The sequence below is a fragment of the Psychrobacter sp. ASPA161_6 genome (genome assembly GCF_051970285.1).
In the GTDB taxonomy this organism is placed as follows: Bacteria; Pseudomonadota; Gammaproteobacteria; order Pseudomonadales; family Moraxellaceae; genus Psychrobacter; species Psychrobacter glaciei.
In genome coordinates this window covers 742801-765344 of sequence record NZ_JBEFNJ010000001.1, presented here as the reverse complement: position 1 = coordinate 765344, position 22544 = coordinate 742801, and the positions used below count along the sequence as shown (strand labels likewise).

The window sequence follows — 22544 nt, the reverse complement described above, 5'->3', positions numbered from 1 at the left end:
CATATTTGACTATCCTTATTTTGAGCAAAAAAAAGCGACCCGCTTAGGATCGCTTTTTTTGCTGCTAAATCGTCAAATAGATAACCAAACTAGATATATTTTAGTTTGATACTATTTCGCTTGATAAGAAACTTTCATGCCAACAATAAAACCGTCATTACTTTCAAAGTCACTAACGATAGTTTTTGTTGGTATTTGACCTTCAGCATCACCGAACCATAGATATTTACCACCGGCAGACACTGCCCAGTTTTCAGTGAGATCATACTTTGCGCCAAGACCGGCACTGTAATAGCCTTCAATAGGACCTAACGAAGTCACTGGATTACCAGCGCCACTATCCCATCCAACAGTTCCACTTACTGCTAGCGCTGGCGCTAAGCGCTTAGCAAGACCTAGCTCTACTTGCCACTGATCTTCATCATAACTAACTAATGCTAAGCCGTCGTTATCTCTTGTCGATACCTTACTAACGTCATTATATAGTGACGGTACGATCGCAAAATCACTCCATGGTACCCAACGTACTTTTGCAGTGGCTAACGTAGTAGGATTGATACCCGTTTGGAAATCAAAATTAACTGATTCAGGTGTGGTGATTTCAATACTTTCGCCTCTAGTTGTTGAAAGACCCAATGCAGTTACAACAGGTGCTGGGATAAGACCAGAGCCGACAACAGGATAAATTTCTGCTGATTGTGCATTATGTTCGATTTCTGAACGGTAGGTTAAGGCGGCTTTCAATGCGATTTCAGGCTTGCTGTAAGCAAAACCTGCAAGATAACCATAGTCCTGATCGGCACTAATGTGAGTGGTATAACCGTTAGCAGCACTATAAGCAGTACCACGTAATTTTACGTCAGCTTTTACACGTTGGGCTACTGGACCACCATAGACTTGAAAGCTTTTATTTTCGCCAAATTTTGCACCAACAATACCAGTAATGTTTTCAGTACGCACTTCTACATTGGTACCTTCACCATTTGCATCTATGAAATTGTTGTCGCCGCTATAATCCGCAGCAGCACCGAAAGGCTCGTCGTATAAGATACCAACACTGAATGTATCATTGATATCTGCTTTTACGCCATAACGGAAAAAGTCATAAGACTCAGCGATATCACCAATATTATTACCTGACGAGTCTTTACCTGTTACGTCAGCATCAATATAAGTGTAAACCGCTTCAGCGTAGGTACCGTCTTGCAAAAATGCGGTAACGTCTTGTCCTGAACGATCAAGACCAGCAGCACTAGCAGCGCTAGCGACAGAGAAAGCAGCAATCGCTACTGTAAGGGTTTTTAGGTGAAAGGTGGCCCGCATTGTGTATCTCCAAACATCCGCATTGTTTTACCGCCGTACCAAAAATTGCTAGGTAGGCAGCAGCTAAGGAGAAGGATACTAATGTCTTTTTTACCTTAAGACAACTGTAAAAATACATTATTACCGAATTATGACTAGACAGTCATCGACCATTAACCATATTCAAAAGTAAGAATATATTTTAAATAGAGACAGCTTCTCTTATTTTAACGGTTTTTAATAATGCGGTGGCCTATCAGAAATAACATCAAATGGAGCAATTCCTCCTTCGGTATCTTGGCTTTCAACTTGCTTGTAAATAAGCTGCAATTGACGTTGTACAGTCTGAATATGCTTGTCTTGCCGAGCGATAACTTCATCGAGTCGCTCTACCGTTAGCTCCAGATGAGCCATGTTCATCTGCAACTCAATCACTTGAAGTTGTAGATCGCTTTGGGCAGCAGATGAATTGCCTTGAGGATTGATTAAAGGTGTCGTTGGTGGGACAGATTGATCCATATTTTTCTCTAAGTGATAGCATTCATATACTGAATTTGCTGGAATATTCATTTTTGATTGATGACCGTGAAATGCTAGCAATTCATAAGCGATGACATGCATAGCATATTGACTACCAACAAATAGCAATAAAATAGTACTGATAAACCATTTACTCGCACTACAGTCAGGTGGTGGCATGTTATACTGCTGCCAATTTTGCAACAACCCCTACCTCACTATTATATAAGCTTAAGATATTTTATGGCACTGATACATCTAAAAGATATTCACCTCGCATTTGGCGTGGCTCCCGTTCTTGATGGCGTTGATTTTGCGATCAATGCTGGCGAGCGTGTGTGTTTGATTGGTCGCAATGGCGAAGGCAAATCCACTCTGTTTAAGTTGATCAATGGCTCATTGCAGCCTGATAGTGGTGAAGTCATCATCAATAGTAGTGTACGTGTTGCGATGCTTGAGCAAGACGTACCAGAAACCAGTGGCCGCATACTGGATATCGTCATGGGTGGTAGTCGTCGCACTGCTGATCTGCTGGTTAACTATAATAAGCAAGTTGATATGTGTGCCAATGGCGATATGGATGCCTGTGAGCGTATGGCCGACTTACAGCATGATATCGATGCAGTACATGGCTGGGATTTAGAGCGTGATGCCACTCGCCTTATTACTACGATGGGACTTGATCCAGATGATGACTTGTCGTCGCTGTCTGGTGGTCGTAAGCGCCGTGTACTACTTGCGCGCTCACTAGTTACCAAGCCTGATGTGCTGCTTCTCGATGAGCCTACCAACCATTTGGACGTTGAGAGTATCGAATGGTTAGAGCGCTTCTTATTGGATTGGCAAGGTTTAACACTATTGTTCGTTACCCATGATAGAGCATTTGTGAATAAACTGTCGACGCGCATCATTGAGCTTGATCGCGGTCAGTTGACCAGCTATGACGTAACCCAAGGTGAAGGTGGCTACGCACGCTATCAAGAATTAAAAGAGCTACAGTTATTGGCTGAAGAAAAAAATAACGCGAACTTTGATAAAAAATTGGCGCAAGAAGAGGTTTGGATTCGTCAAGGAATTAAAGCCCGTCGTACCCGTAATGAAGGCCGTGTCCGTGAGCTAAAAGCCTTACGTGAAGAGCGTGGCGACCGCCGTGAGCAAGTGGGTAATGTAAACATCACCATGGGTCAAGGCGAAAAAAGCGGCAAGCTCGTCTGCAAAGTTAAGAACTTGCATCTTGAGTATGATGGCAATGTATTGGTTGATAACTTTACGACGACTATCATGCGTGGTGATAAAATCGGTATTGTCGGACCTAATGGTGCGGGTAAAACCACACTTATTAAAGCTCTACTCGATATGTCTGATGATGAAGTCACGAAGACAGGTAGCGTAGAGCTAGGAACCAATCTAAAAATCGCGTTTTTCGATCAGTTACGTGATCAGTTAGATTTAGAAGCGAGTGTTGCACAAAACGTCTCAGAAGGCTCAGACTTCGTCGAAGTTGGCGGTCGTAAGACACATATTATGAGCTATTTGCAAGATTTCTTATTTGCTCCAGAGCGTGCACGTACACCTGTTAAGGCATTGTCTGGCGGTGAACGTAACCGCGTCCTACTTGCCAAGCAACTATTGAAGCCTGCCAACATTCTAGTACTCGATGAGCCAACCAACGATTTGGACATGGCGACACTTGAGCTATTAGAGGAATCAGTCGCAAGCTTTGGTGGTACGATTTTGCTCATTAGCCATGATCGCTCATTCATGGATAACGTCGTTACCTCAACATGGGTATTCGGCGAAGATGAAGATGGCAAAGGGATCGTCAAAGAGTACGTCGGTGGCTATCAAGAGTATCTGGTACAAAAAAATCGTGAGCTAGCAGCACAAGCTGCTAGAGCGCCAGTAAGTAATACAAATGCAGCAAATAAATCAGCTAATAAGCAAGCCGTAGCAAAACCCAGTATCACAGCCAAAAAGCTCAATTATAATGAACAGCGTGAGTTAGACAATTTGCCAAAAGAAATTGCAGTGCTTGAAGCTGAACAAAATGAGCTGCAAGAAAAACTGGCTGACGGCTCATGGTTTAATAAAGACTTCGATGCGGCAACAGCAGCTAGTGAGCGTTTACTAGTGATTGAAGATGAAATGATGAGCAAGCTTGAGCGCTGGAGCACACTTGAGGGCTAGAATGAGTCACTAAAACGTACCTTTAAGTACCTTTGAAATAGACACATTCCATGAACTGATATTTTAAGTTTCTATCCATGGCATATTTAAAGGCTAAAATAATCATCACGCTATTAATAGTGTGGTGATTATTCGTTTACGACCACTTACACAGAGATTAGGGACTGAAAGTTAGTGAACATTCCCTCGATTTCAAGTATCATTCGCTATTGCTAAATACCCTTATTAATTATAAGGTCATCGCGCTGACAAACCTTGCTGGCATAAAAACAGTAACGATACGGCGATATCCAAGCCATCGTGGACAAATAATGTTGTTCAACCGCATACTATGCCCTATCAAGGTTGCTTTATTTTTAACGCAATAATTTATTTTATGACCAAAATAGCTTAGAATAGCAACAATTAGCAAAATTAGGCACAGCTAAAGTGGCTTGATATTGTATCTATATTTTTTAAGCCAATATTCTCTAAGCCACAAACCCAGTGTGGGATAATCCCATTTCATTCACCTGGAGGAAGTATTAATGAGCCATGCCGAAGGCGTTAATGTAAAACGCCGTAGAGTTCTTATTGCCTCGACTGCCGCGATTGGTGCAGCTGGGGTAGCTGCCTTGGCAACACCTTTTGTCCGCTCTTGGACGCCAAGCGCAAAAGCTGAAGCTGCAGGAGCTGCAGTGACCCAAGATATCGGTTCTATCGAAGATGGACAAATGATTGTCATCAAATATCGTGGCAAACCTATTTATGTGGTTAAGCGTACCGAAGATATGATTGCAGGATTAGAGTCAGTCGAACCATTGCTGTCTGACCCAAACTCTCTTGCCTCTTTACAGCCTGAATACTGTACGAATCCTACGCGCTCTTTAGAACCAACTGTGTTGGTCGTTGAAGGCGTGTGTACGCATTTGGGCTGTGCGCCGAACTATCGCCCTGACGTTGGTGCCGCTGACTTAGGCGGTAATGACTGGTATGGCGGATTTTTCTGCCCCTGCCACGGTTCTAAGTATGACTTAGCAGGTCGCGTCTTTAATGGCGTTCCAGCACCGCTTAACTTACCCATCCCAGAGTATAATATGGATGGTACCATCTTGACGGTTGGGGAGGCTTAATATGAGTATGGGTAAAAAAATCATGCACTGGGTGGACGCGCGCTTTCCGGCGACCGAAACCTATGAATATCACATGTCCAAGTACTACGCACCAAAAAACTTTAACTTTTGGTACTTCTTTGGCGTGTTATCTATGGTCGTACTGGTCAACCAATTGGTGACGGGTATCTGGCTAACGATGATGTACAACCCAAGTGCCGAAGGGGCATTTGCGTCTGTTGAATACATCATGCGTGATGTAAAAGGCGGTTGGCTCATTCGCTATATGCATTCCACTGGCGCCTCGGCGTTCTTCGTGGTGGTCTATCTGCATATGTTTAGAGCCTTGCTTTACGGTTCGTACCAAAAACCACGTGAGCTTATTTGGCTCATCGGTATGGGTATCTACCTAGCATTGATGGCAGAAGGTTTCTTCGGTTACTTGCTACCTTGGGGCAACATGTCATTCTGGGGTGCACAGGTTATCTTGAACTTACCTGCCGCGTTGCCAGTGATTGGTGACGGTCTTGCAGAATGGGTACGTGGTGATTATATTATCTCCGGTATCACCCTAAACCGCTTCTTTGCCTTACACGTTGTCGCTATTCCTTTAGTGCTCGTGGGTTTGGTCTTTATGCATTTAGTGGCACTGCATCATGTGGGTTCGAACAACCCTGATGGCATCGACATTAAAAAGCTAAAAGATAAGAACGGCGTGCCATTAGACGGTATTGAGTTCCATCCGTACTACACCGTTCATGATATGGTTGGTATTGTGGTGTTCTTTATCCTGTTCTTTGCAGTGGTATTCTTCTTCCCAGAGGGCGGCGGATTCTTCCTTGAGCCACCAAACTTTGAGACAGCGAACTCGCTGAAGACGCCTGCTCATATTGCACCAGTATGGTATTACACACCATTCTATGCCATTTTACGTGCAGTCCCTGACAAGCTGGGTGGTGTGATTGCGATGGGTGGTGCGATTGCCGTATTGTTCTTGATACCATGGCTCGATAGATCGCCGGTACGCTCTATACGTTATAAAGGCATTTTATCTAAAATTGCTTTAACCGTGTTTGCGATTAGTTTCTTAGTTTTAGGTTACTTAGGCGCGACGCCAACAACACCAACAGCAACATTGATGGCTCGTATCTTCACTGTCTTGTATTTCTTGTTTTTCTTACTGATGCCAATTTATACTTCTATCGAGAAGTGTAAACAGCCACCAGAACGCGTTACCGGAGGTCACTAATGAGCACGCTAATTAAATCCCTAGCTGGTTTAGGCTTAGGCGCGGCACTGACTTTGACTGCTGGTACTGCACTGGCAGCGGGCAGTGGGTGTGGTACATTCACCAATGCTGAGGGTGTCGAAGAGCACTTGCTCTGTAGTGAAGCCCCTATTGACTTTACCAATAAAGGCTCGCTACAAAACGGTGCCAAGACTTTTATGAATTACTGTGCAGGTTGTCACTCAGCACAGTATGTTCGTCACTCTCGCATCGCTAAAGATTTAGAGATTCCACCTGAGCTGGTCGAAAAATACTTGATGGTGACGACCGATCAGATTGGTGATCATATCAATGCTGAGATTGACCCTGAGGTTCAGGCTTCATGGTTTGGTGCTGCGCCACCAGATTTGTCACTTGAGACAAGACTGCGCGGCGATGATTGGGTATATACTTACCTACTATCATTTTATGAAGATCCAAGTCGTCCTTGGGGTGCCAATAACCTAGTGCTTGCAAACGCTGCAATGCCTCATGTCTTGCACAATATGCAAGAAAAATTGAGTCAAGAAGAGTTCGAGTCTGAGGTTGGTGATTTGGTTAACTTTATGGCGTGGTGAGCCTGCTCGTCACGACCGTCAAGTAATTGGTTTCTTCGTCATTATCTTCTTATTGGTTTTACTCATCCCAGTCTACTTGCTCAACAAAGAGTTCTGGAAAGATGTAAAATAAATAGAAGTAGATAGTATAAAAAACCAAGCATTATATAAGGCACTACTTCGGTAGTGCCTTTTTTATGTTTTGATGGTTTAATATCTAATGAAAACTCAAGACATCAGACAAATAAAGCGCTCACCAGCAACATTTACGCGAGTTACCTTGATAAACACAGCGACTTTGTTTACGATGACAACCTTCACTATTAACATTAGGCTTTCATGATTGATGCGAATGACATTCCCAGTAGTCAGCTGATTTTATACGCTGATGACGGCTACGACAGTCATGTAGTACGCCTATTACTTGAAGAAAAGAAGCTCGCTTATTATTTATCACGTTTGCATTCTGAGCGTCCTGAAGATTTGACTGAGCTCAACCCCTATCATACCTTGCCTGTTCTGCAACAGCGCGAGATTGCGCTCTATGAAATTAACGTCATCTTTGAATATCTTGAGGAACGTTATCATGCCAATAAACTGCTGCCTGATACCCCGCAAGAGCGGGCTCAGTTTCGTCAATTGGCCTGGCGTATACAACGTGATTGGTTGGTGCTCGGCAAGCGACTGCTTATGCATCCAGATAGCTTTAACAAAGCACAAGCTGCCTTGGCAAAAAAGCAACTCGCTGATTCATTGATTACCTTATCACCGCTGTTTGCTCACAAGTCTTACTTTATGGCGGATGAGTTTGGTTGGTGTGATGTACTACTCGCGCCTTTATTATGGCGACTTGAGGAGATGGGCATCGAACTACCTCGGGCTATTAGTCGTCCGTTGTTTGACTATCAAACGAGAGTCTTTGAGCGCAGTAGCTTCCAAAAAAGCGTGCGTTAATTAGTGCGTGTCTTCAATTTACTCGATAGTCATCTAAATGGGCTAGAAATGGCTAAATCTTGCCAAACATCGTCAAATAGCTGGTTAATATCCCGATATTATCTGCGCTATTTTTCTTGTTTAACGGCAATTTATCTCATTTTTATCACCATTTTTGAAATGAAGACACGCACTAGACAAGTATAAAAAGCTGTCCTAGAATAAGTACCAATAAAACAGACGTTAAGTAGCCTTTATCCTCTGATAAATTACTGAAATAACTGGCTTTTAATTATAAAATATCATTAGTATAGGAAATCATCAGATGAGCGAAACCACCTCTATTACTCCGACCCGCCCCTACATGGTACGTGCGCTATACCAGTGGATAGAAGACAATGACCTGACTCCCTATCTGATGGTCGATGCAACGGCTGAAAACGTGCAAATTCCAACCGAACACGTGCAAGATGGTCGTATTGTCTTGAATATCGCCAGCCGTGCCACTGGTAATATGAGTATGGAAAATGACTATATACATTTCAGTGCGCGTTTTGGCGGCGTGTCACAAGATATTTGGGTACCACTGACGGCGGTGCTAGGTATTTATGCGAAAGAGAACTCGCAAGGGATGTTTTTTGATCCCAATGAATATGACAATTATCAGCCTGAAGGCGATTCACCAATTGCTGCTAAGAACAGCCCAACAGCAGCACCTAAGCCGAAACGTGATAATAAAGCAGGCTTAAAAGTATTGAAATAGTCGGTTTTTCTACATAAAAAAGCTGGTCGTATTGAATACGGCCAGCTTTTTTGTTGTCAGTCTAAAAGTGTAACGGCTTTTAAAACGCTTAGGTTTTTGGCGCTTGGAGTTTTTGATGCTTAGGTTCTTGGTAAAGTCACACCACGCTGTCCTTGGTATTTACCACCGCGATCTTTATAACTGGTCTCACATACGTCATCAGCATCACTTTGGAAAAATAGCATCTGCGCCACGCCTTCACCCGCATAAATACGCGCTGGCAAATTGGTGGTATTACTAAATTCTAAAGTCACATGCCCTTCCCACTCAGGCTCAAGCGGCGTAACATTGACGATAATTCCGCAACGGGCATACGTTGATTTACCCAGGCAAATCGTTAATACGTCACGTGGAATACGGAAATATTCCATGGTGCGTGCCAATGCAAAAGAGTTGGGCGGAATGATGCACTCATCACCGACGATATCAATAAAACTTTTTTCATCGAAGTTTTTAGGATCAACGACGACTGAATGCACGTTGGTGAAGACTTTAAACTCAGGGGCACAGCGCACATCATAGCCATAGCTTGACGTACCGTAGCTGACCAAACGCTCGCCTGCATCATTAAATCGTACTTGACCCGCTTCAAATGGCTCAATCATGCCATGTTCTTCGGCCATTTTACGAATCCAGCGGTCAGATTTGATAGACATTGTTGTTCCTTAGCAAATATTTAATAGCGACGATTATACGGAATTGAGGGCTCAATTTATAGAGCAATGGCGACTTTAAAATTAATACGTCCAATAGCCTAATTATCATCAACCTATATTTTACAATCTACCATTTGGCAAAGTGATCTTCTGCTAAGCCCATCACCTTATCAAGCTTAATCACCTCATCTTTGATGCGAATCTCACCACTATAAAACCCAAGCCATTGCTCAAAGATACTGGCAAGCACACCAAAGTTATCCGTCTTCTTATAAACGGTCATCGGTGTAAAGGTCAAGTCAATATCCACGTTGCTCCAGCCTAGATTTTGATGATAGACACGCCAAGTATTTTGCACGGATGTATCCCAATCTTTACGTATAAATAGCACTGGTGGTAGATAATAAATCTGCCCATCCAGCCAGCACGCATTTTCGCTAACCCCTGTTTCATTGACGCCCATCGACAAGTTCAACGTAAAATGACGACCATCGGGCAAATAGTGATTAATACAGGTCCAAAACCAATTGGTCTTGTGACGCATATAGCCGAGCGTCCAATCTAAATTGGCAATAGTCGTTTTGGAAAAGTGGATTTGTTTGGCTTGAGCATCCGTGTTAAATTTTGAATTGGCTTTAATAAGCAAATGACCAGATATGGCTGTTAATGGCTCTTTTTGCGTAAACGTCCAGCCACGCCTGCCAGTTGGTGTGCAGATAGCCAGTGGCTGCGCTTGCCGCGCCAGTGTCGCATGTAATGCGATATATTGACTGTCCAGCGCCACCTTAACTTGTGAAGGCATAAAATCTAATGTCACGGTTAAATTCGCATGGACAAACGCCATTTGCCCTTGATGACAATCACCTTCCAATAACGTATGACGAGTCAACGGCTGCAATGCTTCACAAACCTCCAACTCATCCGTCTCATCGTTGTAAAGATAAACAAAAGCACTGGTTGCCAGCTTAATCGTCGCCAATGCTAGACAGATTCGATAAGGCGGCTGAATGATTTGGATAAAGCAGAATTGGTTGGCCTTTAATTCTTTGCGCCAATTTGGTAAGGTTTTTTGTGAGATAAGATGGCTGTGATAGTCCAAATAATTGATATTTTTGACGTGAGCAAAGATGCCAAAAGTAGGCTGACCGTTTTGAACAAGCTCATTGAGAACAACTGGCTTAATGCGGGTGGATAAGTGTTGTTGATTTTGGTCGTTGCGACTTTGATTCATGATTAAGGCATCCTAGCCATAGTTCATTGAGAAACTACCTGTCCTTGGTAGCTGACTGCGGTACTTATAACGCTTCTTTTTGCCTGCCTTGAGGCTGCCCAAATTGCCTCTCTCACCGCTTTAATCTCTATCGACGTCAATCCATCTGCCAGCTCTTCAGTCACATTGACTACGGCAAAACCATTTATGCCAAATGGATGTTTGGGAAATTTAAGCAGTAGATCAGTCAGCGCCTGTAATGCTTTAAAAAAATCGGCAATGACCATTCGACGATTGCTAAAATCAGCATGGACTTCATAGCGTTTGCTACTCCCATCTTTATAGTAGCAAACGGCAATCAATTGATTGTTTGAGAGTTCAATCACATATATCGGTGGGCGGAATAATTTCAATAACCTATACTGTTTGGGAATACTGTCTAAATGACGTTGATAAATCGATAAGCTCACAATATTCCCTTTTTAAAAATCCAAGCCTTTCAAAATTCGCTTACTTAGGCTATTTAACTATTACTAGAAGCCATTAAAAAATACGCTTATCATCGATAGGCTTGGCAAATTTATTAATATTGTCTTCGATATTTTTAGCAATACTCATATAGTAAGGTGCAAATTCATCATCGGCTAAGACACTTGGCTCACCTTTATCCACTTGTGCACGAATACCGCTCGCCAATGGCAACTGACCTAATAGCGGCACTTGATATTGCTCAGCGATTTTTTCGCCGCCACCTGTGCCAAAGATAGCTTCGGTATGATTACAGTTGCTACATGTATGCAGCGCCATGTTTTCGACCACGCCAAGCACTGGTATATTGGTTTTGTTAAACATCTCAACGCCTTTCTGCGCATCAAGTAAGGCAATATGCTGCGGCGTCGTCACAATCACGGCACCCGTTACGGGTATACGCTGAGCTAGCGTGAGCTGAATATCACCCGTACCCGGTGGCATATCAATCACTAGGTAATCTAACTGCGGCCAGTTGGTTTGGTTATACAGCTGCATCAAGGCACCAGTAGCTTTTGGTCCACGCCACGCGACAGGTGTATTGTCACCGTCGAGCAAGCTACCAATCGATAGCATTGCCATGCCATGCGCATTGATAGGAACGAACTGCTCATTTTCTAGCTCAGGTCTGACATTATCGACGCCCAGCATGGTTGGCATACTAGGGCCGTAGATATCGGCATCGAGCACGCCAACACGGTTGCCAAGCTTTTGTAATGCCAAGGCGATATTGACGGTAGTGGTTGATTTACCAACACCGCCTTTACCTGACGCCACCACGATAATATGACGAATACGCGGATGCGCTGTCAATGATGCTTGTGTCGGTGCGGCTTTGGTAATCGGCGGTTCGGCATCAGTTGTCTTACTACCAGTCGTTTCTGATGACTGACTTTGACTGTCCATTGCATTGGTGGTCTTGGGCATTGCCTTCGGTAAGCTTGATCCTGTCCCTTTCGCTGGTGCTGGCAGACGGACATTCATGTGAATCGCTTTGATACCGTGCGGATGTAGCAGCTGCCCGAGCTCTTGTTGGATGATTTCAGGGTTACTATTTACGGGAAGACGCAAATCTAAGGTAAGCTGATCGCCATCGCGCTCAAGTCCTGTGACCATGGTGGCAATGCTAATGGTACCTACTTCGTAACCAAGCAGTACCTTGTCCACAGCACTATCGCGCTCTGCCCGCTGCTCTGGTGTTTCTGGTTTTTTGGTGGAGGTTTTCTTCATAAAGTTAAACATAGTGACCGTTACTGCCTATACAAGTGGTTAGGTATGGTAAAAACTCAGTGAATACTGTCGTAAATAGCGTAAACAATATAGCTCATGAGCATGTTAGCCAAACCTTTTATGATGACAGTGTAGCTGAATTGGACGCATAAAAAAACCACAACGCCAGTAGGACTGACGTTGTGGTTTACATAGTTATATCTGTATATTAATTCATAAACCAACCATGACTGGCAACGATAGACTGACCCGTAAATACATTGCTTGGGAATGCTGCTAAAAATAGTGCCAACTGAGCAATGTCTTCGACCGTCGTGAATTCTTTGTCGACAGTATTGACCAACATAATATCATTCACTACGGATTCTTCGCTAATGCCTTTTTCAGCCGCTTGTTGCGGGATTTGTTTTTCGACCAATGGCGTTTTGACAAATCCAGGACAAATCACATGCGCGCGCACATTGTGCTCGGCACCCTCTTTTGCCAATACTCGGCACAGTCCAAGTAGACCATGCTTAGCAGTCACATAAGGCGCTTTAAACATTGATGCTTCATGCGAATGCACAGAACCCATATAAATGACCGTACCGCCTTTATCGTCTTTATACATATGCTGTACAGCGGCTTTGGTGGTTAAAAATGCCCCGTCTAGATGAATAGCGAGCATTTTTTTCCAGTCGTCAAATGCCATTTTATTGATTGGGTCGATGATTTGAATACCAGCATTGGAGACGAGAATATCAATCCCACCAAAGGTATCAACTAGCTGCTGCACACCTGCGTTTACCGCATCCTCTGAAGTAACATCCATGGCAATTGCCAATGCGCGCCCACCAGCCGCTTCGATAGCATCAACTGTTTTCTGCGCTGCTTCAAGATTAATATCTGCAATACCAACCGCAGCGCCTGCTTTTGCATAAGTTTCAGCAATGTCACGACCGATACCACTTGCAGAGCCAGTGACCAACGCTACCTTCCCTGTCAAATCATGCTGTAATTGAGTCGCCATCTTTTATATCCTTTCATTACATAGCTTTTATGAATACTATTATTGGGCAACGCTCACTTATTGGGCAATACTCACTGGCGTTTTTTCTTGGAGTTCTTCGAAGCTGACCCCCTCTGCCAGCTCAACTAACTTCAAGCCATTGTCAGTCACATCGAGTACCGCAAGCTCAGTAATGATACGATCAACGACCCCTTTACCCGTTAGTGGTAGCTCACAATTGGCAAGGATTTTTGGTTCTCCGTGTTTGTTGACTTGCTCCATCAACACAATGACTCGCTGCACGCCAGCGACTAGATCCATTGCACCGCCCATGCCTTTGACCATTTTTTTAGGAATCATCCAGTTGGCCAAATCCCCTTTTTCTGAGACTTCCATCGCGCCCAATATTGCCAAGTTGACATGACCGCCACGAATCATCGCAAACGACTCTGAACTACCAAAATAACTGGCGCCTGGTTCTGCGGTCACTGTTTGCTTGCCAGCGTTAATCAAATCAGCATCGACATTGTCTGCCGTTGGAAACTCGCCGATACCTAGCAGGCCGTTTTCTGACTGTAGCCAGACATCCACATCTTCAGGAATATAGTTGGCAACTAGGGTTGGTAGACCAATACCTAAATTTACGTAATAGCCATCTTCTAATTCTTTTGCGGCACGCTGTGCCATCTGCTCTCTTGTCCATGCCATGGTAATTTCCTTATTTTTATAACCACCCCAAAAAATATGATTAGCGGTGTCAAACTCGCTTAGTCTACTAAATGTAGCACTTTCACTCGTTTTCCTTGCTACTCCAATTTTCGGAAATGGTATTACAATATTTTATTATTAATGTCATCTTTTAGAAATATTTCGATAACGCTATCAATTAAGCACCTTAGGCTGCCTTGATTGTCGTCTTTTCGATACGCTTTTCAGGGCTGTTATTTAATACAATACGCTGCACAAAGATACCAGGCAGATGCACTTCATCAGGATCGAACGTGCCAGTCTCTACAATCTCTTCTACTTCGACAATGGTAATTTTGCCTGCCATAGCGCAGTCTGGATTGAAGTTACGGGCAGTTTTGTTAAACATTAAGTTGCCCGATTTATCTGCTTTTTGCGCTTTGATTAATGACACATCAGCACGCAATGTATGCTCAAGCACATAAGTGCGACCATCAAAATCACGTGTTTCTTTACCTTCAGCTACCAGTGTGCCGACACCAGTTGCTGTGTAGAATGCAGGAATACCTGCGCCGCCCGAACGTAGCTTTTCAGCCAACGTTCCTTGCGGGGTCAGCTCAACTTCTAACTCACCTGCCAAGTATTGACGCTCAAACTCTTTGTTTTCACCCACATAGGAGGAGATCATTTTTTTGATTTGGCGAGTTTGTAGTAACAGACCAAGACCAAAGTCATCGACACCTGCGTTATTACTGATACAAGTTAGATCCTTCACTCCACTATCACGCAGAGCTTCGATTAATGCTTCAGGAATACCACACAGACCAAAGCCGCCGATAGCAAGGGTTTGTCCATCACTAACGATGCCTTTTAGCGCCTCTTCGGCACTACTATATACTTTTGATTGACTCATACTAAACTCCTTTTTTATTTAATATTTTATATGCAGCGTTACTTATGCAGCTTTACTAGGGCGTGTCCTCATTTTAAAAATGGTGATAAAAATGAGAACACCCCTTAACATTCAAAATCATAAGAACCATCATTTAAAGTAATACATTATATATCGGTATATCATATATAAAACACTTATGCTAACTTAGCACATTATTCTCATAGCGACTAGAGGATATCCATAAGACAGAAACCGTAAGGAAGAGCGCAGTCGCTGAGTGTATCGCCTATCAACACTTCATCAGCACAAATATGCATGACATAACAACCATTTACCATGCTGTACTGCTGAATTTTACCATTGACTCCTATTGATATGCTCTAAATACTCGCTACCTTAATTTTGCCAAGGAAGGCCGTCATGTTTAGTACACTTGCTATTGTCATTACTCTATTATTACTCATGTTCTTTGCTTATCGCGGTTATTCTGTGCTGATCTTAGCACCGATTATGGCGACATTAGCCGTCTTACTGTCAGGAGATTTTTTAAGTACGATCCCTGCATATACTGATGTCTTTATGGGCGCATTAAGTGGATTCTTACTCAAATTCTTCCCTATATTCTTGCTAGGTGCACTGTTCGGGCGTTTGATGGCTGACTCTGGCGCGGCAACAGCCATTGCCAATACGGTCGTCCAAAAGCTCGGTGCCAGCAAAGCCATTTTAGCCGTTATCTTAGTTTGTGCTATTTTGACCTATGGCGGTGTGTCGTTATTTGTCGTGGCATTTGCCATTTATCCAATCGCCAAAGACTTGTTTAAAGCCGCTGATATACCTAAACGCTTAATTCCAGCAGCCATTGCGCTTGGGTCATTTACCTTTACGATGACGGCATTACCGGGCACGCCAGCCATTCAAAATGCCATACCGATTCCTTATTACAACACCAACGTATTTGCCGCGCCTATTTTGGGTATTATCGGCGGTACTATCATGTTTATTTGCGGTTGGTTGTGGTTACAATCACGTGCCAAAAAAGCCAATGCAGCGGGCGAAGGCTATGGTCAGCATGATGATGAAGATGTGGGCGGCGTTGGTGCGACTGCAAAAGAAGCTGAGGTATTAAGTACTCACCAAACCTCATTTACGGTTGCTATGATTCCGCTGGTATTGGTCATCGGCTTGAATGCCTTATTAACTTATGCAATTTTTCCTTCGATAGACTTCAGTAGTCTACAAGCCCAGTTTCCAGACCTAAATATCGCAGGTTCACTTGGACTGTGGTCGATTATCATCTCATTAGTCTTGGCTTGTGTGGTGCTAATTTTGCTGCGTATTGGTCATTGGAACAATCTACAGAAAACCATTAACCGTGGTACTTATGATTCTATGTTGCCGATTTTTAATACCGCATCAGAAGTGGGTTACGGTGCAGTTATCGCCTCATTAGCAGGGTTTCTTATCATTCGTGACAGCATTCTAAACTTAACTCCTGACAACCCTTTGATATCAGAAGCAGTCGCAATGACCACGCTGGCTGGTATCACAGGCTCATCGTCTGGTGGTTTGAGTATTGCGCTGTCGACATTGGGTGAAGATTATCTGAGAATGGCCGTTAATGCTGGTATCGACCCTGAGCTGATGCACCGTGTGGCTGTTATGGCAGCGGGTGGTTTGGATACGCTTCCGCATAGTGGTGCTGTCATCACTTTGCTAGCGATTTGTGGACTGACCCATAAGCAGTCTTACTTAAACTTAGCCATGGTTACGATGGTCATTCCATTAGTGGCTGTGGTCGCTGTTATTACCTTAGGTACCATGTTTGGCTCATTCTAAATTGAGTTAACCTATAAGTCGTTTATCAGTATCGACTATTAATACCTACACAAGTAACACCTCAATAAAAACCCACTTGGCAAAATGCTTGGTGGGTTTTTTGTGGCTGCTCTATAACCATTCTATAACTATCAAATATGGCGCAAGCCTATTGTTTATGGCTGACAGATGCCTGACAAACGATAAGTAATTACTAAGGAATATCACAAATTTATCTGAATTACGGTATCATAGGCACACTTTTTGAATTTTTATTATTTTTAGTATTAATAACATCGCATCGACGAGTGACTAACCGCTTAAGATGTTCGATAACTAACCCGTTTTTATAAAAATATAGGTGATTTTGTGCGTGAGATTCTAGTAACCAGTGCGCTGCCCTACGCCAATGGTGACATCCATTTGGGGCATCTTTTAGAGCATATTCAAACTGACATTTGGGTGCGTGCGATGAAAGCACAAAGCCATAAAGTCACTTATGTCTGCGCGGACGATGCTCATGGCACTGGTATTATGCTCAAAGCAGAGGCCAATGGCGTGACGCCAGAAGAACAAATTGCGGCGGTAAAAGCCTCACACGAAGCAGACTTTTCAAAATTCCTCATCGATTATGATAATTATCACACCACCCATTCAGAAGAAAACAAGCATTTCTCTGAACTGATTTATCGTCGTCTTAATAGCGCTGGGCATATCAGCACTAAAGATGTCGAGCAGCTTTTTGATCCTGAAAAGCAATTGTTTTTGGCCGATCGCTTTGTCAAAGGTACTTGCCCAGAGTGTGATTCACCAGATCAATATGGTGATAACTGTGAGGTTTGTAGCACGACTTATAATGCCGTAGAGTTAAAAGATCCACGCTCAACTATTTCAGGCGCAACACCCATACTCAAAACCTCTAAGCATTATTTCTTTAATTTGCCAGAGTTTGAGCAGTTTTTAAAAGATTGGACGCGCAGTGACAACCGTTTGCAAACGTCAGTGGCCAATAAATTGCAAGAATGGTTCGACTCTGGACTAGCGACTTGGGACATCTCTCGTGATGCGCCTTATTTTGGTTTTCAAATTCCAGATACGCCAAGCGATGAGCCAGACAAATACTTTTATGTATGGCTAGATGCGCCAGTCGGCTACATGGCAAGCTTTAAAAACCTATGTGATAAGCGTGCAGGTACAGACCAAGCGCTTGATTTTGACCATTACTGGGCACAAGAAAACGAGCACAAAACTGAGGTCTATCATTTCATCGGTAAAGACATCGTTTACTTCCACGCCTTGTTTTGGCCAGCCATGCTAGCTGGTAGTGAGTTACGCACGCCAACCGGTGTCTTTGCCCACGGTTTCTTGATGGTCAATGGCGAAAAGATGAGTAAGTCACGTGGCACCTTCATCAATGCCAAAACTTACGCAGAGCATTTGCACCCTGAATACTTGCGTTATTACTTCGCCAGCAAATTGTCTGACAAAGTTGAAGATATTAATTTTGATCTAAATGACTTTATGCAAAAGGTCAATTCTGACTTAGTTGGTAAAGTCGTCAATATCGCCAGTCGTAGCGCTGGATTTTTGGTGAAAAAATATGACGGCATGCTGTCAGAAGTTTGCGTAGAATCGGCATTATTAGAAGACATCACCAAAACGGGTGATGAAATTGCTGCTGCCTACGAGAACCGTGAGTTCTCACGTGCCATGCGCTTGATCATGCAGTGTGCAGACAAGGCCAATGAATACATTGATGACAAAAAGCCATGGTCACTGGCCAAAATTGAAGGCAAAGAGCAAGAAGTTCAAGATGTCTGCTCGGTGGCCATTAATATCTTCCGTCAGTTAATGGTTTATCTTGCTCCTGTCTTGCCTGAACTGACTGCCAATGCAAAAGAGTTTTTGAACATTGATGATTTAAGTTTTGCCAGTCGTAACCAATGGTTGCTGGGTCACAAAATCAATAAGTTCAAACCACTCATGCAGCGTATCGAAGAAAAAGACGTTGCTGCGATGGTTGAAGACTCAAAAGCCTCTCTCGCACGAGCAGACGCTCCTGCCGCGACTGAAAGTAACAAGCCTGCCGCAAAGGATAAAACACCTGCAACAGATGCGGATGCTGAACAAACTGACTATATTGGTATCGAAGACTTTGCCAAAGTTGAGATGAAAGTGGCTCACGTTTTAGAGTGTAACCATGTAGAAGGTGCTGATAAGCTACTACAGTTCACGCTAGATGTTGGCGAAGACAAGCCGCGCAATGTGTTCAGTGGTATCCGTAAGTTTTATGAGCCAGAGCAATTGGTTGATAAAAAGGTCATTTGTGTGACCAACCTTGCCCCGCGTAAGATGAAATTTGGCATATCAGAAGGCATGGTACTATCAACTGGCGAGCCAAAGACAGGATTAACGGTCGTTACCTTACCGGATGCTTGTGTCGTTGGTGATGTGCTTGCTTAACGGTGATTTTTAGTAGTAAAAAATAAAAAAGATGCCCTAGCGGCATCTTTTTTATGGTTGATTTATACAATGGTTAAAAATCGAATCTTATATTTATCTGGTTAAAACATCGATGATCTGCAACGTATCATTAATCACCGTCACAATGTTATTTTCTGGCGTGCGAAGACGGACGTAACGATCATCATAACGGTCCAAAACGACAGAACGATCATAATCTCTTCTATCAATATTGCCGACTACTCTGTAACCATATTTATCGAGATCACGCTTAAATGAGGCATTCGAGCTAGCATTGCGATAAGCGTTGATATTTGGTTGGGCGTTGCCACTATGCTTGTAATCTTTACTAATATGAGCAGAGTTACCCTTGGCGTTTCCGTGCCCATTACCGTTACCATTTCCATGATTGTCTTTTGCCATAGCAGGCAAGCAAATTAATGAAGTAGCCGTGATACCGGCAATGGTTAATAGTTTAAAATTAGCAGTGTTCATATTATTATCCTTAAAATATTCATTCGAAAAAACTTAAGGAGATATTAGAGTGTGCTGTACATTCACCACGCCAGCATAATAATGGAATGGTAAAAATTTTAGACTCACAATAATTCTCGTATCAAAATTAGCTTACGTTAATTATAAAGTGAGTTCGTAATAGGTGCGTTGCTAGCGTGTAGGCTTTTTAATTGTAATTCTATTGAACAAAAAAATGTCCTTAGTGGCATCTTTTTCTTATGGCAATCTTTAAAATATCAAAAAAAAGTTATGATTTTCATTCTATCTATCACCATAACAAACGCAAATTAATTTTTTATTGCGATAAGTTACATTGCTGTCATAATATAGCCATCATGATCAAGGAATCGATCACCTCAATGTTAGCCTACTATCGCAGAATTGACATCACAGAACTGATATTACAGAACTGATACTGCTGTCATTCGGCTGACCTGCACTCTCTAACCTATGAGCCAGACTAATAATGACCATTGCTTCTACTCTACGCCTAAGCCTATGCAGCATTGCCCTCAGTACGCTCGGCCTAATCGGCTGCTCAAACGCTGACGATACGGCAACTACTGATAGCACGACAACGACAGATAAACCAGCCAAAACGCTGGCCATCACGCAGATTGTTGAGCATCCATCGCTAGATGATATGCGCCGCGGCATCATTGATGAACTAGCAGATAATGGTTATATCGAAGGCCAGAATCTGACTATTAACTTCCAAAGCGCGCAAGGAAATACGGCAACTGCTGGACAAATTGCCAAACAGTTCGCAGGAGACAATCCAGATGCTATCGTGGCCATCTCTACCCCGTCAGCACAATCGGTCGTAGCATCCACCACAAGCGTGCCAATTGTATATACGGCGGTTTCAGACCCACTTGCAGCCAAGCTCATCAATGCAGATGGCACTCCATTTCAAGATAACTTGACCGGACTGTCAAGCCAGTTGCCATTAGAGCCACAAATTGACTTATTACAACAAATCAAACCCAACGCCAAAACCATCGGTTATGTGTATAGCCCTGGTGAAGCCAACTCAGTAGCACTGCGTGATAGGCTAAAAGAAATCTTGCCAACGCGTGGATTGTCTATACTCGACATACCTGCCAACCGTCCAACCGATATTGGTATGGCAACGCGTAGCTTACAAGGACGCGCGGATATCATCTATACCTCAATGGACAATAACGTAGCGTCTGCTTTTGAAGCCATGACACAAGCCGCAAATGAGCTAAAAATGCCGATTGTGGCCTCTGATGAGTTTAGCGTTCAGCGCGGGGCGACTGCTGCTTTAGGCGTTAATGACTATGACTTTGGTCGCAAGACCGGCAAAATGGTTTATAGAATTTTAAATGGCGAGGCTGTCAGCACCATCAAGCCTGAGATCATGAATGACTTAACTTTATATGTCAGTCCGAAGCATGCCAAAGCACAAGGCGTTAGCCTATCAGCAGAGATGATGAAAAACGCAGTCAACGTTGATACCAAAGCAAAAACCGATAACAAGTAACCCGCAGTACAAGCCGTAAGCGCTCAATAAGCACGTTAACTATTTATGTATGGACACATTATTATTTTTAGGAGTAACACCCATGTTGTATCAGAATCGTTTTGCTAAAGCCTTACTATGGGGCGGCGTTTGTACCGCTATTTTGACCGGTTGTAGCCAGTCAGCAGAAGACACTACGGCCAATGATGGCGCGGCCACTGGCGATGCGGCAACCGCTATGAAAACCGTTGCCATTACGGCGATCGTTGAGCATCCAGCCCTTGATGACGTGCGTAAAGGGGTGATTGAAGAGCTTGCTGAAGCAGGCTTTACAGAAGGTGAAAACTTAACTGTTAATTTCCAAAGCGCACAGGGTAACACGGCAACCGCTGGGCAGATTGCCAAGCAATTTGTTGCAGACAACTCAGATGTTATCGTTGCCATTGGTACGCCATCAGCGCAGTCGGTTGCGGCAGCTACCAGCACTATTCCTTTGGTATTCTCTGCGGTGACTGACCCAGTAGAAGCCAAACTGGTATCTAAGCTTGATGGTTCTGGCACCAATGTGACTGGCGGTTCTGATGCGCTCCCTTATGAGCCACAAATTGAATTGATGCGCCAAATTATTCCAAGCTTAAAAAATGTGGGCTATGTTTATAGTCCGGGTGAAGTGAACTCTACTATTATCCTAAAAAATCTAAAAGAAAAACTGACACCAATGGGCATCACCGTACACGAAGCGCCTGCTCAGCGCAGTACGGATATTGCCATGGCAGCACGTAGCTTGGCTGGCAAGGTTGATATGATTTATACGTCAACCGATAATAACGTGGTCTCTGCTTACGAGTCGCTGTTCCAAGTCGCCAAAGAAAGCAAAATCCCACTGGTTGCCTCAGACACCAGCTCTGTTGCACGTGGTGCTATTGCTGCATTAGGCGTTGACTATTATGCCCTTGGCCGCGAAACCGGTAAAATTGTGGTGCGTATTTTGAATGGCGAAAAAGCAGGTGATATCCCTGTTTATACCCCTCAAGCACTTGATTTATATGTCAGTCCAAAAAATGCTAAAGCGGAAGGCATTACATTGCCACAAGCCGTTATTGATAAAGCAAAAGAAGTGGTAGAATAGCGTCCTCTGAATATAAGCATCGAGTCAAACGATGATATTAATGATAGATTGTCGTTTGTGTTTACTGCTATTATTTCAGTGTAAAAATAACCCAGCTACTGGTATATGAGCTGGGTTATTTTTAATGTGATATAAGCATTAAAACCGAATTTCGAACCAAGGTATTTTATGCTCATTCCTCATAGGAAGATGTTTTGGTTTACCCTAACCGCAGATTGCTTAATCTGTTAAATTCACCGCTTAGCCGTTTAGATTACTCTAGATTATAGAAAGCACTATTCAT

19 protein-coding genes and 1 pseudogene are annotated in these 22544 nt (G+C 43.3%); 10 read left to right on the top strand and 10 right to left on the bottom strand.

Annotated features, from left to right (window positions below; translation table 11 throughout):
* Positions 1 to 111: 111 nt before the first annotated feature.
* Both ACTQ9T_RS03175 and ACTQ9T_RS03170 read right to left on the bottom strand, forming a co-directional pair.
* Positions 112 to 1323: an OmpP1/FadL family transporter gene (locus ACTQ9T_RS03175; protein ID WP_201593172.1), complete on the bottom strand. Its 1212-nt coding sequence runs from the start codon at positions 1321 to 1323 to the stop codon at positions 112 to 114.
* A 216-nt stretch (positions 1324 to 1539) separates the two neighbouring features.
* The gene (locus ACTQ9T_RS03170; RefSeq protein WP_440464041.1) at positions 1540 to 2001 is read right to left on the bottom strand and encodes a SlyX family protein; all 462 of its coding nucleotides are present in this window, start codon (positions 1999 to 2001) and stop codon (positions 1540 to 1542) included.
* Positions 2002 to 2064: 63 nt separating this feature from the next.
* Between ACTQ9T_RS03170 and ACTQ9T_RS03165 the strand changes: the two genes are divergently transcribed.
* The 6 genes and pseudogenes from ACTQ9T_RS03165 (at position 2065) to ACTQ9T_RS03140 (ending at position 8619) form a co-directional block, all read left to right on the top strand.
* On the top strand, positions 2065 to 4008 hold the full coding sequence (locus ACTQ9T_RS03165; protein ID WP_440464040.1) for an ATP-binding cassette domain-containing protein: 1944 nt from the start codon (positions 2065 to 2067) through the stop codon (positions 4006 to 4008).
* A 527-nt stretch (positions 4009 to 4535) separates the two neighbouring features.
* On the top strand, positions 4536 to 5120 hold the full coding sequence (gene petA / locus ACTQ9T_RS03160) for a ubiquinol-cytochrome c reductase iron-sulfur subunit (RefSeq protein WP_194618925.1): 585 nt from the start codon (positions 4536 to 4538) through the stop codon (positions 5118 to 5120).
* Positions 5121 to 5142: 22 nt separating this feature from the next.
* Positions 5143 to 6348 (top strand): cytochrome b, encoded by a 1206-nt coding sequence (locus ACTQ9T_RS03155; protein WP_026037242.1) that lies wholly within the window; start codon positions 5143 to 5145, stop codon positions 6346 to 6348.
* Positions 6348 to 7056: pseudogene (locus tag ACTQ9T_RS03150) on the top strand (cytochrome c1). Before ACTQ9T_RS03155 ends, ACTQ9T_RS03150 begins: the two are co-directional and overlap by 1 nt.
* Positions 7057 to 7262: 206 nt before the next feature.
* On the top strand, positions 7263 to 7877 hold the full coding sequence (locus tag ACTQ9T_RS03145) for a glutathione S-transferase N-terminal domain-containing protein (RefSeq protein ID WP_010199892.1): 615 nt from the start codon (positions 7263 to 7265) through the stop codon (positions 7875 to 7877).
* Positions 7878 to 8181: 304 nt separating this feature from the next.
* Positions 8182 to 8619, top strand: coding sequence for a ClpXP protease specificity-enhancing factor (locus ACTQ9T_RS03140; RefSeq protein ID WP_440464039.1), 438 nt, complete (start codon positions 8182 to 8184; stop codon positions 8617 to 8619).
* Positions 8620 to 8738: 119 nt separating this feature from the next.
* Here ACTQ9T_RS03140 and dcd read toward each other — a convergent pair whose 3' ends face one another.
* From dcd to ACTQ9T_RS03105, 7 genes are all read right to left on the bottom strand, one after another.
* Complete coding sequence (gene dcd, locus ACTQ9T_RS03135) at positions 8739 to 9314, bottom strand: dCTP deaminase (RefSeq protein WP_010199897.1); 576 nt, start codon at positions 9312 to 9314, stop codon at positions 8739 to 8741.
* Positions 9315 to 9441: 127 nt separating this feature from the next.
* Entirely contained in the window at positions 9442 to 10545 is a 1104-nt protein-coding gene (locus tag ACTQ9T_RS03130; protein WP_440464038.1) for a DUF2804 domain-containing protein, read from the bottom strand.
* Positions 10546 to 10568: 23 nt separating this feature from the next.
* Positions 10569 to 10994, bottom strand: a complete 426-nt coding sequence (locus ACTQ9T_RS03125; RefSeq protein ID WP_440464037.1) for a hypothetical protein — start codon at positions 10992 to 10994, stop codon at positions 10569 to 10571.
* 73 nt (positions 10995 to 11067) lie between these two features.
* Positions 11068 to 12294: an iron-sulfur cluster carrier protein ApbC gene (apbC, locus tag ACTQ9T_RS03120; RefSeq protein WP_440464036.1), complete on the bottom strand. Its 1227-nt coding sequence runs from the start codon at positions 12292 to 12294 to the stop codon at positions 11068 to 11070.
* A 196-nt stretch (positions 12295 to 12490) separates the two neighbouring features.
* The gene (locus ACTQ9T_RS03115; RefSeq protein WP_352310006.1) at positions 12491 to 13291 is read right to left on the bottom strand and encodes a 3-hydroxybutyrate dehydrogenase; all 801 of its coding nucleotides are present in this window, start codon (positions 13289 to 13291) and stop codon (positions 12491 to 12493) included.
* Between the two features lie 57 nt (positions 13292 to 13348).
* Entirely contained in the window at positions 13349 to 13978 is a 630-nt protein-coding gene (locus tag ACTQ9T_RS03110) for a CoA transferase subunit B (protein WP_440464035.1), read from the bottom strand.
* Between the two features lie 187 nt (positions 13979 to 14165).
* Positions 14166 to 14870 (bottom strand): CoA transferase subunit A, encoded by a 705-nt coding sequence (locus ACTQ9T_RS03105; protein ID WP_440464034.1) that lies wholly within the window; start codon positions 14868 to 14870, stop codon positions 14166 to 14168.
* A 402-nt stretch (positions 14871 to 15272) separates the two neighbouring features.
* Here ACTQ9T_RS03105 and ACTQ9T_RS03100 point away from each other — a divergent pair, with 402 nt between their 5' ends.
* Together ACTQ9T_RS03100 and metG are read left to right on the top strand one after the other, a co-directional pair.
* A complete protein-coding gene (locus ACTQ9T_RS03100; RefSeq protein ID WP_440464033.1) occupies positions 15273 to 16688 on the top strand; it encodes a GntP family permease in 1416 nt (471 codons plus the stop codon).
* Between the two features lie 348 nt (positions 16689 to 17036).
* The gene (gene metG / locus ACTQ9T_RS03095; RefSeq protein WP_440464032.1) at positions 17037 to 19130 is read left to right on the top strand and encodes a methionine--tRNA ligase; all 2094 of its coding nucleotides are present in this window, start codon (positions 17037 to 17039) and stop codon (positions 19128 to 19130) included.
* Positions 19131 to 19223: 93 nt separating this feature from the next.
* Here the strand turns inward: metG and ACTQ9T_RS03090 are convergent, their stop codons facing one another.
* Entirely contained in the window at positions 19224 to 19625 is a 402-nt protein-coding gene (locus ACTQ9T_RS03090; RefSeq protein WP_189580985.1) for a hypothetical protein, read from the bottom strand.
* 487 nt (positions 19626 to 20112) lie between these two features.
* Here ACTQ9T_RS03090 and ACTQ9T_RS03085 point away from each other — a divergent pair, with 487 nt between their 5' ends.
* Together ACTQ9T_RS03085 and ACTQ9T_RS03080 are read left to right on the top strand one after the other, a co-directional pair.
* On the top strand, positions 20113 to 21153 hold the full coding sequence (locus tag ACTQ9T_RS03085; RefSeq protein WP_440464031.1) for an ABC transporter substrate-binding protein: 1041 nt from the start codon (positions 20113 to 20115) through the stop codon (positions 21151 to 21153).
* Positions 21154 to 21235: 82 nt separating this feature from the next.
* Positions 21236 to 22261 (top strand): ABC transporter substrate-binding protein, encoded by a 1026-nt coding sequence (locus ACTQ9T_RS03080; protein WP_194618937.1) that lies wholly within the window; start codon positions 21236 to 21238, stop codon positions 22259 to 22261.
* The last annotated feature ends 283 nt before the right edge of the window (positions 22262 to 22544 follow it).

Bases quoted from the DNA above. Each gene is read 5' to 3' on its own strand.
- ACTQ9T_RS03100 (WP_440464033.1), top strand. From the start codon at position 15,273: ATGTTTAGTACACTTGCTATTGTCATTACTCTATTATTACTCATGTTC.
- ACTQ9T_RS03110 (WP_440464035.1), bottom strand. From the start codon at position 13,978: ATGGCATGGACAAGAGAGCAGATGGCACAGCGTGCCGCAAAAGAATTA.
- ACTQ9T_RS03155 (WP_026037242.1), top strand. From the start codon at position 5,143: ATGCACTGGGTGGACGCGCGCTTTCCGGCGACCGAAACCTATGAATAT.
- ACTQ9T_RS03080 (WP_194618937.1), top strand. From the start codon at position 21,236: ATGTTGTATCAGAATCGTTTTGCTAAAGCCTTACTATGGGGCGGCGTT.
- ACTQ9T_RS03140 (WP_440464039.1), top strand. From the start codon at position 8,182: ATGAGCGAAACCACCTCTATTACTCCGACCCGCCCCTACATGGTACGT.
- ACTQ9T_RS03145 (WP_010199892.1), top strand. From the start codon at position 7,263: ATGATTGATGCGAATGACATTCCCAGTAGTCAGCTGATTTTATACGCT.
- dcd (WP_010199897.1), bottom strand. From the start codon at position 9,314: ATGTCTATCAAATCTGACCGCTGGATTCGTAAAATGGCCGAAGAACAT.
- ACTQ9T_RS03175 (WP_201593172.1), bottom strand. From the start codon at position 1,323: ATGCGGGCCACCTTTCACCTAAAAACCCTTACAGTAGCGATTGCTGCT.
- apbC (WP_440464036.1), bottom strand. From the start codon at position 12,294: ATGTTTAACTTTATGAAGAAAACCTCCACCAAAAAACCAGAAACACCA.
- ACTQ9T_RS03090 (WP_189580985.1), bottom strand. From the start codon at position 19,625: ATGAACACTGCTAATTTTAAACTATTAACCATTGCCGGTATCACGGCT.
- petA (WP_194618925.1), top strand. From the start codon at position 4,536: ATGAGCCATGCCGAAGGCGTTAATGTAAAACGCCGTAGAGTTCTTATT.
- ACTQ9T_RS03130 (WP_440464038.1), bottom strand. From the start codon at position 10,545: ATGAATCAAAGTCGCAACGACCAAAATCAACAACACTTATCCACCCGC.
- ACTQ9T_RS03085 (WP_440464031.1), top strand. From the start codon at position 20,113: ATGACCATTGCTTCTACTCTACGCCTAAGCCTATGCAGCATTGCCCTC.
- ACTQ9T_RS03105 (WP_440464034.1), bottom strand. From the start codon at position 14,870: ATGAGTCAATCAAAAGTATATAGTAGTGCCGAAGAGGCGCTAAAAGGC.
- ACTQ9T_RS03165 (WP_440464040.1), top strand. From the start codon at position 2,065: ATGGCACTGATACATCTAAAAGATATTCACCTCGCATTTGGCGTGGCT.
- ACTQ9T_RS03170 (WP_440464041.1), bottom strand. From the start codon at position 2,001: ATGCCACCACCTGACTGTAGTGCGAGTAAATGGTTTATCAGTACTATT.
- ACTQ9T_RS03115 (WP_352310006.1), bottom strand. From the start codon at position 13,291: ATGGCGACTCAATTACAGCATGATTTGACAGGGAAGGTAGCGTTGGTC.